11 protein-coding genes are annotated in these 11673 nt (G+C 73.0%); 4 read left to right on the forward strand and 7 right to left on the reverse strand.

Annotation, left to right across the window (positions count from 1 at the left end):
* Window positions 1-29: 29 nt before the first annotated feature.
* On the reverse strand, window positions 30-1229 hold the full coding sequence (locus ABZ621_RS31685) for a cytochrome P450 (RefSeq protein WP_360609888.1): 1200 nt from the start codon (window positions 1227-1229) through the stop codon (window positions 30-32).
* 208 nt (window positions 1230-1437) lie between these two features.
* On the reverse strand, window positions 1438-4878 hold the full coding sequence (locus tag ABZ621_RS31690) for a phosphocholine-specific phospholipase C (RefSeq protein ID WP_360609889.1): 3441 nt from the start codon (window positions 4876-4878) through the stop codon (window positions 1438-1440).
* A gap of 130 nt (window positions 4879-5008) precedes the next feature.
* Between ABZ621_RS31690 and ABZ621_RS31695 the strand changes: the two genes are divergently transcribed.
* Window positions 5009-5155, forward strand: a complete 147-nt coding sequence (locus tag ABZ621_RS31695) for a hypothetical protein (protein ID WP_360609890.1) — start codon at window positions 5009-5011, stop codon at window positions 5153-5155.
* A 147-nt stretch (window positions 5156-5302) separates the two neighbouring features.
* On the opposite strand, the gene ABZ621_RS31700 is transcribed toward ABZ621_RS31695, so the two are convergent.
* Window positions 5303-6238 (reverse strand): helix-turn-helix domain-containing protein, encoded by a 936-nt coding sequence (locus ABZ621_RS31700; protein ID WP_360609891.1) that lies wholly within the window; start codon window positions 6236-6238, stop codon window positions 5303-5305.
* A 127-nt stretch (window positions 6239-6365) separates the two neighbouring features.
* Here ABZ621_RS31700 and ABZ621_RS31705 point away from each other — a divergent pair, with 127 nt between their 5' ends.
* Window positions 6366-7409, forward strand: a complete 1044-nt coding sequence (locus ABZ621_RS31705; RefSeq protein WP_360609892.1) for a saccharopine dehydrogenase NADP-binding domain-containing protein — start codon at window positions 6366-6368, stop codon at window positions 7407-7409.
* Between the two features lie 119 nt (window positions 7410-7528).
* Here ABZ621_RS31705 and ABZ621_RS31710 read toward each other — a convergent pair whose 3' ends face one another.
* Both ABZ621_RS31710 and ABZ621_RS31715 read right to left on the reverse strand, forming a co-directional pair.
* A complete protein-coding gene (locus ABZ621_RS31710) occupies window positions 7529-8077 on the reverse strand; it encodes a TetR family transcriptional regulator (RefSeq protein WP_360609893.1) in 549 nt (182 codons plus the stop codon).
* A 99-nt stretch (window positions 8078-8176) separates the two neighbouring features.
* Window positions 8177-8650, reverse strand: a complete 474-nt coding sequence (locus tag ABZ621_RS31715) for a hypothetical protein (protein ID WP_360609894.1) — start codon at window positions 8648-8650, stop codon at window positions 8177-8179.
* Between the two features lie 79 nt (window positions 8651-8729).
* Here ABZ621_RS31715 and ABZ621_RS31720 point away from each other — a divergent pair, with 79 nt between their 5' ends.
* Window positions 8730-9146, forward strand: a complete 417-nt coding sequence (locus ABZ621_RS31720) for a PPOX class F420-dependent oxidoreductase (protein ID WP_360609895.1) — start codon at window positions 8730-8732, stop codon at window positions 9144-9146.
* A 149-nt stretch (window positions 9147-9295) separates the two neighbouring features.
* On the opposite strand, the gene ABZ621_RS31725 is transcribed toward ABZ621_RS31720, so the two are convergent.
* Window positions 9296-9808, reverse strand: a complete 513-nt coding sequence (locus ABZ621_RS31725) for a GNAT family protein (RefSeq protein ID WP_360609896.1) — start codon at window positions 9806-9808, stop codon at window positions 9296-9298.
* 268 nt (window positions 9809-10076) lie between these two features.
* Here ABZ621_RS31725 and ABZ621_RS31730 point away from each other — a divergent pair, with 268 nt between their 5' ends.
* Window positions 10077-10328, forward strand: coding sequence for a DUF6479 family protein (locus ABZ621_RS31730; protein WP_360609897.1), 252 nt, complete (start codon window positions 10077-10079; stop codon window positions 10326-10328).
* Between the two features lie 5 nt (window positions 10329-10333).
* On the opposite strand, the gene ABZ621_RS31735 is transcribed toward ABZ621_RS31730, so the two are convergent.
* The gene (locus ABZ621_RS31735) at window positions 10334-11398 is read right to left on the reverse strand and encodes a mechanosensitive ion channel domain-containing protein (protein ID WP_360609898.1); all 1065 of its coding nucleotides are present in this window, start codon (window positions 11396-11398) and stop codon (window positions 10334-10336) included.
* Between the last annotated feature and the right edge of the window lie 275 nt (window positions 11399-11673).

The following is an 11673-nucleotide window of genomic DNA, read 5'->3' on the forward strand; positions in this document are numbered from 1 at the left end:
GGAGCCGGATGCGGGCGTGGCGGGGGCGCTCACCAGGCGACGGGGAGTTCCAGCATCCCCTGGATCGTGTCGCCGGGTTTGAAGGGGATCTCCTCGGCGGGCGCCGCGAGTCGCAGGCCCGGCAGGCGCCGCAGCAGCGTGCCGAGGGCGATCTCCAGTTCCGCGCGCGCCAGGTTCTGGCCCAGGCACTGGTGGATGCCGAAGCCGAAGGCGACGTGGTGCCGGGCCGTGCGCTCCCAGTCCAGTGCGTCGGGGTCGGCGTAGACCGCGCCGTCACGGTTGATCAGGGAGGTGGAGAACACCACCCCCTCGCCGGCGCGGATGACCGCCCCGTCGATCTCCAGGTCCTCACGGGCGACGCGCAGCATGCCGTCCGCGATCGACAGGAACCGCAAGAGCTCCTCCACGGCCGCCGGCAGCAGGCTCGGATCCGCTCGGAGCTGCGCCATCCTCTCGGGGTGCCGCAGCAGCGTGTACGTCCCCAGGGAGATCATGTTGGCGGTGGTCTCGTGCCCCGCGACCAGCAGGATGGTCGCCAGCTGCACGAGCTCCTCGCGGTCGGGGCCGCCCTCGCGCGCCTGCCGTGCGACCAGGTCGTCGAGGACGCCGTCGCCGGGCTTGGCGCGCTTGCCGTCGATGAGGTCGCCGAGGTAGCCCTCCAGCCGGGCCAGCGCGTCCTCGATGTCCTCCCCCGTCGGTCCGCGGAGCAGCCGTCGGGACTGTTCCTCGAAGAAGTCGTGGTCCTCGTACGGCACACCCAGCAGGTCACAGATGACGATGGAGGGCACCGGCAGCGCGAACGCGCTCACCAGCTCGGCGGGCGGACCCGCCTCCTCCATGGCGTCGAGCAGCCTGTCCACGGTCGCCTGGATTCGGGGACGCATGCCGTCCGTGCGCTTGAGCGAGAAGCTCGGGATCAGCATCCTGCGCTGGACGTTGTGCTCGGGGTCGTCCCACCCGAGGAGCGCGGCGCGCCGACGGCTGCGGAGGGCCTGGGCCCGTTCCGTGGGGATCGGGAAGTCCGGGCGGGTGGAATCGGTGGACAGGCGCTGATCGGCCAACAGGGCCCGCGCGGTCCGGTGTCCGGTCACGAACCAGACTTCCCGTCCGTCCCACAGGGTGACCCGGGACAGGGGACGGTCCTGGCGCAGGGGGTCGTAGGCGGCCGGGGGGTGGTAGGGGCAGGATCGGCTCTGGGGAAAGGCGACGGCTTCTTCCGTTGTCGTCATCAGGAACCTCGCAGACGGCAGATCGTTGGCTCCGGCGTTGGCGCCACACCCACTACATGCCTCAGGCATCTATCTGGTCTACGCAGAGTTCGGCCAAACCGCCGGAACGGGTGGCACCGCTCCGCCGGGCGAGCAACCGAGCCTGGGGACCGGGCCCCCAGCCCGACCGGCTCCGGCGGGGGCCGGTCGGGGTGGGGGCCGCGGTCGGTCAGGCGTCGGCGAGCGGGGAGGCTCCCAGCCTGATGTTGTCCACGGCCCAGAACCAGTTGTTGCCCGCGTGGTGGATCCGGAAGCCCACCTTCACCGAGCGCGCGTCGGCCGGCACCGGGAAGGAACAGGTCACGAGACGGTTCTGCTGGTCGCGGCCGTTGTTGGTGTTCCCGGACGGCGCGCTGGAGTAGTGCAGCACCCGAGAGGTGGCGCCCGTGTCGAAGAGCACGGTCACCTCCGCCTCCTGCGGGCTCTCCTGCCGGTAGTGGGAGTCGAAGCCCAGGTACAGCGTCGGGGTTCCCGCCGGGATCGCGACCGCGGGCGTCGTCAGCGTCGAGTCGAAGGTGCCACGGCTGGCGGGGCTGCCCGTGTCGTCCCAGTCGTCCGGGTCGGCGACGGCGACGACACCCAGGGACCGGCCGAACGCGCCGCGTTCCTGGCCGGCCGGGAACCAGAACTGCCGGGACAGGAACGACCAGCCGTTGAGTTCCTCCGTACCCTGCGGCATCCCGGCCGCGTTGCCGACCGTCCAGCCCTCGGGCGCGGTCCGCGTCCAGCCCCGCAGCCCCGGACGGCTCAGGTCGGCGGCCGGGGCCAGCCGGTCGGCGAGGGACTCGAAGTTCTCGGCGAGTAGGTAGCCGGTCATCACCGGCCCCACCCGGGTGGCCAGGGACCCCGTCTGCTCCACCGCCGCGCCGCCCGCGGTGCGTGCGCCGACGGCCGCCTTCAGCGTCGCCGAGGTGCGGGCCGCCGACGCGGGCGCCGTGACCTCCCAGACCACCTTCACCGACGTACGGGCCGGAACCGAGGCCGGGGTGCCGGCGGCCGCCGCGGCGCGCCACCCGTCGGGTACCGCCAGCGCCGCCGACAGGTCGGTGAGCGGGGCGTTGCCCGCGTTGGTGACGGTCGCGGTCACGGCCAGCGGCTGCTCCGGGTAGAGCGCGCAGCCGTCGGTGCCGGGGGAGCTGGCCGGCGCGGTCAGGGTCAGGGTCACCGCGCGGGCGACCTCGGCCCGGACCCGGGCGTCCGCGACGCGCAGCAGGCCGTCGCCTTCGGCGCGGGCGGCGACGGTGAGGGTGGCGACGGTGGCGTCCGCCGCGGGCGTGACCGTGAAGCGCAGGTCCGCCGAGCCGCCGCCGGGCAGGCTCCGGGGTACCGGCCCGGCGGGCTCGACCGTCCAGCCGGCCGGTGCCGGCAGCGACACCGCGAGGTCCCGCAGCCGGCCGGTCTCCTCGTTGCGTATGCGCACCGTCACCTCGGCGGGGCTGCCCTGCACGAACGGGGCGGTCAACGGCGGCAGCGGCTCCGGCAGGACGAGCGTCGCGCTCAGCGCCGGCCCGGTCCCGATCGCCGGGTCGGTGGCGCCCGGTCCGCTGTCCGCGGGCCGGCCGGACATCCGCCGCAGGAAGCGGGGGTCGTCCTCGTCGAGCACCACGATGTCGTACCAGCCGTGCCGGGCGAGCGGTACGGACACGGTCCGCGTCCGGCCGGGTGCCAGGCGGACCGTCCGCACACGGCCCTCGCCGCGCCGCGGATGGGTGGACTCCCCCACCAGGAGCGTGCGGGTCCGCTCCGACGGGTTGCCGCACTCCACGTCGACGCTGCGGGCGTCGGCGCGCTCCACGACGTGCGCCTCGGCGCCGGTGCCCGCGCCACGCAGTTCCCACCGTGCCCAGCCGGGGCCGTGCACCTGGAGGTCGTAGCCCTCGGGGCCGTACGGCAGGCTGCCGGTGGTGCTGTCGCGGCCGGCGACGGTCCAGGACCGCGGGGCGGTCCCGTCCCCCGGGTACGCGGTGATCGCGGCGGCCCGCCGCCCCTCGTTGCCGAGCGCCAGCCGCACCTCGGTGCCGGTGACGGTGGCGCGCAGCGAGAGCCGGTACGGGGACGGCCGGGTGGGGCGGACGCCGGGCTCCTGGACGGGCCGCTCCTGCGTCGCCGGCGGCACCGGGTTCCAGCGGCCGATCGGTGCCGGGACCGCCCCGGGGTGCTCCACCTCGGGCTGCCGGTAGGCGCGGTCGAAGTCGAACACGGAGGTCAGGTCGCCGAAGACGCTGCGCCGCCAGGCGCTGATGTTGGGTTCCTGGACGCCGGTCCACTTCTCCAGGAACCGGATCACCGAGGTGTGGTCGAAGAGCTCGGAGTTCACGAACCCGCCGACCGTCCAGGGGGACACGACGGTCATCGGGACGCGCGGTCCGGGGCCGACGGGGCGGCCGCCCACCCAGTCGTCGCCGTCGCCCGATTCCGGCCTGGGCGCGGTGGGGGCGGGGACGTGGTCGAAGTAGCCGTCGTTCTCGTCGAAGTTGATGAACAGCGCGGTCTTCGCCCAGGTGCCGGGGTCCGCGGCGATGGCGTCCAAGAGGTCGTAGACGAGGCCGGCGCTGCCGACGGGCGTGGAGGATCCGGGGTGTTCGGACAGTGCGGCGGTGGGCACCACCCAGCTGACCTTGGGGAGGGTCCCGGCCTTGATGTCGGCCTTGATCCGGGTGAGCAGGGTGCCCGGTTCGGAGCGGTAGGCGCCGCGGAGGAAGAGCCGGCGCTCGTCCTCGGGGAGCGCGTCGACCGCGGTGCGGAACCGGGCCAGATCGGCCTGCCGCTCGCTGTCGTTCTTCGCCCACAGCTTGTCGTAGAACTCCTCGGTGGTGGCGTGGGCGAAGCCGGCGGCGGTGAGGATCTTCCGGCCGATCCGCTTCCACGGCTTGAAGTACTCCACCGCGTTGTCGGTGAAGTTGTCCCATTCCTGGTAGATCTGCCAGGAGACCCCGGCGGCCTCCAGACGCTCCGGGTAGGTCGTCCAGTCGTAGCCGGCGTGGCCGTAGGAGTACGCGGCGTTGGTGACGGCCCGGCCCCCGCCGTTGGGCTCGAACCCGGTGGTGCCGGTCCACAGGTAGTTGCGGTTGGGGTTCGTGGAACCGAAGACGGAGCAGTGGTAGGCGTCGCAGATGGTGAAGCGGTCGGCGAGTTCGTACTGGAGGGGAATGTCGCGCCGGTCGTAATGGGCCATGGTGCTCTGGCCCTTGGCGGCGATCCAGTCGTTCCACCATCCGTTCGCGCGGGCCTGTACCCCGTCGGTGAAGCCGTGCGGCAGCGAGCCGAGGTACTGGATGTCGCTCTCGGGCCGTCCGGCGTCGACGGCAGCCCGCCGCGCGGAGAACGGCAGGACGGCGGGCCCGCCGGAGCGGGGCTGCTCGAACACGCTCGTACCGTCGGGCAGTCGCAGCGCTCTGCTGTCACCGAAGCCGCGGACGCCCCTGAGGGTGCCGAAGTAGTTGTCGAAGGAGCGGTTCTCCTGCATCAGCACGATGACGTGCTCGACGGCCCGGAGGCCACCGCGCGGCAAGGGGGCGGCCATGGCCGTCAGGAGGGAGGGCGGCAGGACGGAGAGCGCGGACCCCGCGGCGAGAGTGCCGAGGACCTTACGGCGTGAGAAGTCGGACATGGCGGGGAGGCTAGGACGTGGCACGGCACCTCGAAAACCCGTCACGCCAGGGATTCGCCCACTGTTCACACCAGGGACTCGTACGAAATCCGCAGGTCAACGGCATGATCACGATGCGGCGGGTGGGGACGTGAGCCCGGTGCCGGTGCCGGTGAGACGCGGGGGGATCATCGGCACCACCACCGCCTGCGAGGTCGACACCCCCCACTGGGCCGACGCCTTCGCCGCCCTCGAAGAGAAGATGACGGTCATCGACCGCCGGCCCGCACCGGCCTGACACGGCGAAGGCACACCCGAGAACCGGGAACACCCTGCAGAACACCGTGGGCGATCTCACCCACGGCGGCGTGGGACCACCCCCGCGCAGGCAGGCGGACATCCCGGCCCGCGGTTCTGCCCGGGGCATGCCGGGTTCGGCCCTCCTTCAGGGGCGGAAGGTGCGGCGGTAGGCGTCGGGTGGGACGCCGACACCGCGGTGGAAGTGGCGGCGCAGGGTGGTGGCGGTGCCCATGCCGGTGGCCGCGGCGATGGTGTCCACGGTGGCGTCGGTGGTCTCCAGCAGTTCCTGGGCGTGGCGGATGCGCTGGGTGTGGAGCCATTGCAGTGGCGTGGTGCCGGTGAGGCGCTTGAAGTGACGGCCGAGGTGACGTGAGCTCATGCCGGCCTGACGGGCCAGGTCCTCCACGGTCAGCGGCTGGTCGAGCCGCTCCAGCACCCAGGGGAAGAGCCCGCCCAGGGGGTGGTTCCCCCGGGCGGGAACCGGCGTTTCGATGAACTGGGCCTGGCCGCCGTCACGGTGGGGTGGGACGACCAGGCGTCGGGCGATCTTGTTGGCCTTGGCCGAGCCGTGGTCGAGGCGGACCAGGTGCAGGCACAGGTCCATGGCGGCGGCCTTGCCCGCGGAGGTGAGGACGTCGCCGTTGTCGACGAAGAGGACGTCCGGATCGACGGTGGCCGCCGGGTGACGCCGGGCCAGTTCCCGCGTGTGGGCCCAGTGCGTGGTGGCACGCCTGCCGTCGAGCAGTCCCGCCGCGCCCAGGACGAAGGCGCCCGTGCACAGCGAGGCCACGCGGGCACCGGCCGCGTGGGCCGCGCGCACCGCCTCGACCAGCTCGACGGGTGGGTCGCGGTCGGTGTCGGCCCAGCCGGGCACGATCACCGTGTCCGCGTGCGCGAGGTGGTCGAGTCCCTTGTCGGGTTCCAGGCGGAAGCGGCCGACGTGCACCGGTCGGCTCCCGCACAGGGAGAAGTCGTACCAGGGATCCACGAGGTGGGTCAGGTCGGATCCGAAGACCTCGACAGCCACGGACAGTTCGTAGTGGAGCATGCCGTCGGTGACGGCCAGCGCGACAGAGGGCATGTCCGGAACTGTACGTGGCATGTCGTTTCCGACACTCGTGCGGGGTGCTGCCGGAGCGACAGGATGTTCGTGTCAGGCCGCGGCGGAGAAACCTCGCAGCGGACGTTCGAGTGCACGGGAGAGTTGCATGGGGTCAGGCAGGCCGGTGACGGTGTTCGGTGCCTACGGTCACACCGGGCGGTTCGTGGTCGCGGAGCTGGCGGCGCGGGGGTTCGCCCCGGTGCTGTCCGGACGCAACGCACCGGCCTTGGAGGAGATGGCCCGCGCACAAGGGTGGGAGGCCCGGGTGGCGTCGGTCGAGGACCCGGATTCGCTGGACCGGGCACTGGCGGGCACGGCGGCGGTGATCAACTGCGCCGGCCCCTTCGCGTCGACCACCGGCCCCGTCATCGAGGCCGCGCTCCGCGCGCGGATCCCCTACCTGGACGTGGCCGCCGAGCTCGAGGCCAACCTCGACACCTTCGCCCGCTACCGCGAGCGCGCCCGGGACGCGGAAGCGGTGATCGTCCCGGCCATGGCCTTCTTCGGCGGCCTCGGCGATCTGCTGACCACCGCGGCGATGGGCGACTGGACCGAGGCCGACGAGGCACACATCGCCTACGCGCTCAGCAACTGGCACCCCACCACGGGTACCCGGCTCTCGGGCGCGGTCTCCCGCGCGCGCCGCGGCGACCACCGCCTGCGCTACAGCGGCGGACAGTGGGAGCGCCGCACCGACCCCGCACCCACCCTGGAGTGGGCCTTTCCGGAACCGACGGGACTCCGGCCGGTGATCGGGGAGTTCACCATGGCCGACGTCGTCACCGTCCCCCAGCACCTCTCGATCCCCGATGTGACCACCTACATGAGCGCCGAGGCGGCCCGGGACGTCGCAGCCCCTGACACGCCGGCCCCGACCGCCGCCGACGACGAGCGCGGGCGCTCGGAACAGACCTTCCTCGTCGACGTCGTCGTCCGCTCCGGAGGAACCGAACGCCGGGCCACAGCCACTGGCCGGGACATCTACGCCGTCACCGCGCCCCTCGTCACCGAGGCCCTCGATCGCGTCCTGACCGGCCGCACCAGGACAGTCGGGGTCGCTTCCGCCGGCGAGATCTTCGACGCCTCCGACTTCCTGCACGCGCTCGGCCCGCACCTCACCTACGACCTGCACCCGCAGCAGCGCCCCTGACCCGAACCGAGCACCCCGCCGGCGGGCCGTGACCCCTGCGCACCGCGGTGACACCGGCGTCGGAGCGCTCGTTCGACTCCCTCACCTGCACGGGTGCCGCGAGTGACACACACCGCCCGTCACAGGAGGCGCCGCACGGCCTCCACGATCGCGTTCCGGCATTCCGCCGGGCTCGACGCCAGGTCGTTCGCCGCCGGCATGCTCGCGGCGTTCGTCGGGCTCCAGGCCGAGGCGATGGCCAGGACGAGGGTGAGGAGCGTGGCCGGGGCGAAGTCCGCTGTGCCCTCTCGGTCCTTGCGGACCGCTTCCAACGAAGCGAGTTTCTCGTTGCGGGTCGGCTCGGCGACGGCTGTACCGCGTTCCAGTCGGTGCCAGGTCGCCAGGCGGAGCACCTCGGGGTGCTCCTGGAAGTGGTCGAACAGGCGCCCGGCGTATTCCGGCAGGTCGTCAGGCGTGAAGGGCACCATGTCGAGGCCGCGCCCGAGGTGTGCGTCGAAGACGGCGTCGAAAAGCCCGTCCTTGTTGCAGAAGTAGACGTAGATGAGGTTCTTGTTCGCCGAGGCCGCCTTGGCGATCCGGTCGACACGGGCTCCCGCGATTCCGTGGGCCGCGAACTCCACTGTCGCCGCGTGGAGGATGCGCGCCTTCGTGGCCTCGGCTTGGGACATGGGGGTCATATTAACAGCGCGTTACGGGCCTGCCGGGGCGTGAGGACTCGTCGCCCCTGGATCTCGCGATCGGGGGCCGCCGGTACGCGGCGTGTGACGTCACCTCAGCCCCAGGGCGTCGATCAGCGCCTCGGAGGCGAGCAGCATGACGGTGCACCACAGGGTGACGCCCGCCATGAGCCAGCTGATCAGCCGCCACCGGGGCAGGCCCAGCGCCGTGCCCAGCATGGCCGATCCCCAGGTGCCGAAGAGCGCCGGCCCGATGATGCCGAAGCCGATCACGCCGTACCGGTTCGCCAGGCGCCGGGCCCGTCGACCGGTGGGGCCGTCGAGGCGGTTCCGACGATCCACGGGCGGCGAACCGACGGTGCCGGGGTGCCGCTTCGAGCGCCTGACCAGCCATCGGGCACGCAGCCACCCGGCCGCGAAGACGGCGGCGAGCAGGCACCCGGCAGCGCCGAGAAGCACGGCGATGAGGGCGAGGGGCGGGGCGAGGGAGATCGAGAGACCGAAGGGTACGGCCGGGGTGCCCAGGGCGAATCCGGCGAGTACCGCCCAGGCGAAGTTCAGCACGTCTCACTCCTCGTCGTCGGGACGGACGCCGCGTCAGTTCACGGCCCCAGCGAGTTAACTAACCAGTTATACTAGCGGGATGGCCACCTTACCTTCCGCCTCAACGCCCTTACCTGACAGCCTCGTTGAGCGGCTGGCGGCATCCAGGTACGTACTCCTCACGACCTTCCGTCGGGACGGACGGGCGGTGCCCACTCCGGTGTGGGTGATGCGGGACGGGGACTGCCTGGCCGTGTGGAGCGCGGCCGACGCCGGCAAGGTCAAACGGATCCGCAACAGCGGTCGCGTGACCGTCGCCCCCTGCGACTGGCGTGGCACCCCGAAGGGGAAGCCCGTGCCGGGTGTCGCCGAGTTGCCCGCCGAGCAGGACACCGCTCGCTACCTCGACCTGATGAAGCGCAAGTACGGTCTCGCCGCGCGGGTCGGCTTGCTGGGCAGCCGGCTGAAGGGGCGCGCGCACCGCACCGTGGGCATCCGGATCCGACTCGCGGAGTAACCCCTCGCGGGCCCCTGCCGCAGCCACACCCTCGCTCAAGGGCGATCCGCATCCCTCGTGCCGCTGCTGTGGCGGCGGCGGGGACTACGGAGGGTGCGGGTGCGGGTGCGGGTGCGGGTGGATCCTGAGGGCGTCCCGCCCCGGCCGGCTCAGCGCACCAGCTCGGCTGCCAGCAGGTCCATCAGGAGGCCGTCGTGCCAGGTGCCGTCCGCGCCCCGCTCGTACTGGCGCATCACCCCGACGGGGCGGAACCCGGCCTTCTCGTAGCAGCGGATCGCCGCCGCGTTGTCGGCCGCGGGATCGATGACCAGCCGGTGGAAGCCGTGGTCGTCGACGAGGTGGCGGGCGAGGGCGCGGACGGCGTCCGTGCCCAGACCCCGGCCGTGCACCGACGGGTCGAGGAACAGGTCGATCCCGGCGTGCCGGTAGTCCGGCTCGTCCTCGGCGTACCACTGGATCAGGCCCACGATCCGGTCGGCGAGCCAGATCGTCAGACAGCGCGTGTCGGGGTCCTCCAGGTCGGAGGCGACCTCCCCCGTCAGGTCGTCCGCGCCCCGCCAGCGGGCCCGCACCTCGGGCGTGGCCCGGATGGCGGCCAGGGCGGGGACGTCCTCCGGGGCCGAGGGGCGCAGGACGACGGCGGCACCGTACAAGTCGCTCATGCCCTCAGCTTGCCCGACGCCCCGCCCGTGTGTCGGGGCCTCCGGTGGGTTGGGGCGGTCGGTGTGTCCGGACGGCCGGTGAGTCCGGGCAGCTGGCGTGGCCGGGGCCGCCGGCGTGTTCGGGCCGCCGGGGTGTTCGGGCCGCCGGGGTGTTCGGGCCGCCGGTAGGTTTGCGGGCACCGGTACGGGAGAGACGCGCCCTGTGTCCCGTCGCACGGGCCCGCCCGAAGGGTCCGTCGCGCGCGCCGCCTCCGACCGGAAGGCACCCATGACCAGCGCACCTCTGTACACGGCCGCACCCGCCCTCGCCTCGGCGGGCTCGAACGCCCTGGGCTTCGGCCTCGTCATCGGCCTGATCGTCGTCGCCGTCCTGCTCGGCGCCTTCTGGTGGGGCTCCCGCCGCGTGGCGCGCCGGAGGCGCTCCGTCGGCGACACCACGGCCCCGCAGCCAGGAGCACCCCGCGACGACTCCTGGTCCACGCCCGACGAGCGGCGGGAGGACGGCGACCGGCGCGGCTGAGCGCCTCAGTCCAGCGACGGAGGTCCGTCCTCGCCGTGCGGGGGCGGACCCGTGACGATCCTCGGCAACGCGGCCGGATGCTCCCTCGCGAGCCAGCGGACCAGTTCCTCGCGGACTCCGCAGCGCAGCGTCCACAGCTCGTCCGGGTCCTTCGCCGTGACCAGCGCGCGCACGGTGATGCCGGTGGGCGAGGTGTCCGTGACCGCGAGATCCCAGCCGCGCCCGTCCCAGCCGGGGCACTCGTCGAGAAAGCCGCGCAGATGCGCCCGGAGCGCCGGGACCGGGGTGGCGTGGTCGCACTGGAGGAAGACCGTGCCGGTCATCTCGGCGCCGCCGCGGGACCAGTTCTCGAAGGGGCGCGAGGTGAAGTACGAGACCGGCAGCGTCACCCGCCGCTCGTCCCAGGTGCGGACGGTGAGGAAGGTCAGGGTGATCTCCTCGACCAGGCCCCACTCGCCGTCGACGACGACCGTGTCGCCGATCCGGACCATGTCGCCGAAGGCTATCTGGAAGCCGGCGAAGAGGTTGCCGAGGGTCGACTGCGCGGCCACGCCGGCCACGATGCCGATGATCCCGGCCGAGGCCAGCAAGGACGTGCCCAGCGCCCGGAACGACGGGAAGGTCACGAGCGCCACCGCGCAGGCGATCACCCCGACGGCCACCGACACCACCCGGGTGATCAGCGTGACCTGGGTCCGCACCCTCCGCACCCGCGCCGGGTCCCGGGTGCGCCCGGCGTAGCGCGCGTACGAGGACTCCACCAGGGCGGTGGCGACGCGGACGGTCAGCCAGGCGCCGCTGCCGATCAGACAGAGCGCCCGGAGCCGATCGACGAGCCCGGCGTGCTCCTGCGCGGGCGTCCAGCCGGTGACGCGCATCGCCCAGCCGAGCAGGGCGGTGAACAGGACGACGAACAGGGGCGTACGGCAGCGGCGCAGCAACCCCCACAGGGGTGTGCCGGGACGCCGGACGTCCGCGCGGTGGGCCGCGAGGTCGGCCGCGCGCACGGCGGCGTACGCGACCATCGCGGAGCCGCACAGGGCGATCAACAACCGCAGTGAGTTCTCCATACTCTCCCGCCTGACCACCGACGCCCCGGCCAAACAATCCGGCGGGTCCCAGGCCCGGTTGGCCCGCCGGGACGCACCGCCGACCGACCCGTGACGCACCGCCGACCGACCCGTGACGAGGCGGCGACCGAGCCTGTGCCGGAGTGGCCGCCTCCCGTGACGAAGCGGCGACCGGGCCCGCGACGAGGAAGAGACCCCCAGACGGAAACCCGCCGGGCTCGGGACGGAGACGCCGCCGGGCCCTGGACGAAACGCCGCCGCGCCCTGGACGGAAA

This window comes from Streptomyces sp. NPDC007863 (assembly GCF_040633895.1).
Classification (GTDB): Bacteria; Actinomycetota; Actinomycetes; order Streptomycetales; family Streptomycetaceae; genus Streptomyces.

What these genes read in the sequence shown, in the direction of transcription:
- ABZ621_RS31730 (WP_360609897.1), top strand. Translation starts at nt 10,077, where the DNA reads ATGACCAGCGCACCTCTGTACACGGCCGCACCCGCCCTCGCCTCGGCG.
- ABZ621_RS31685 (WP_360609888.1), bottom strand. Translation starts at nt 1,229, where the DNA reads ATGACGACAACGGAAGAAGCCGTCGCCTTTCCCCAGAGCCGATCCTGC.
- ABZ621_RS31710 (WP_360609893.1), bottom strand. Translation starts at nt 8,077, where the DNA reads ATGTCCCAAGCCGAGGCCACGAAGGCGCGCATCCTCCACGCGGCGACA.
- ABZ621_RS31725 (WP_360609896.1), bottom strand. Translation starts at nt 9,808, where the DNA reads ATGAGCGACTTGTACGGTGCCGCCGTCGTCCTGCGCCCCTCGGCCCCG.
- ABZ621_RS31735 (WP_360609898.1), bottom strand. Translation starts at nt 11,398, where the DNA reads ATGGAGAACTCACTGCGGTTGTTGATCGCCCTGTGCGGCTCCGCGATG.
- ABZ621_RS31700 (WP_360609891.1), bottom strand. Translation starts at nt 6,238, where the DNA reads ATGCCCTCTGTCGCGCTGGCCGTCACCGACGGCATGCTCCACTACGAA.
- ABZ621_RS31690 (WP_360609889.1), bottom strand. Translation starts at nt 4,878, where the DNA reads ATGTCCGACTTCTCACGCCGTAAGGTCCTCGGCACTCTCGCCGCGGGG.
- ABZ621_RS31705 (WP_360609892.1), top strand. Translation starts at nt 6,366, where the DNA reads ATGGGGTCAGGCAGGCCGGTGACGGTGTTCGGTGCCTACGGTCACACC.
- ABZ621_RS31720 (WP_360609895.1), top strand. Translation starts at nt 8,730, where the DNA reads ATGGCCACCTTACCTTCCGCCTCAACGCCCTTACCTGACAGCCTCGTT.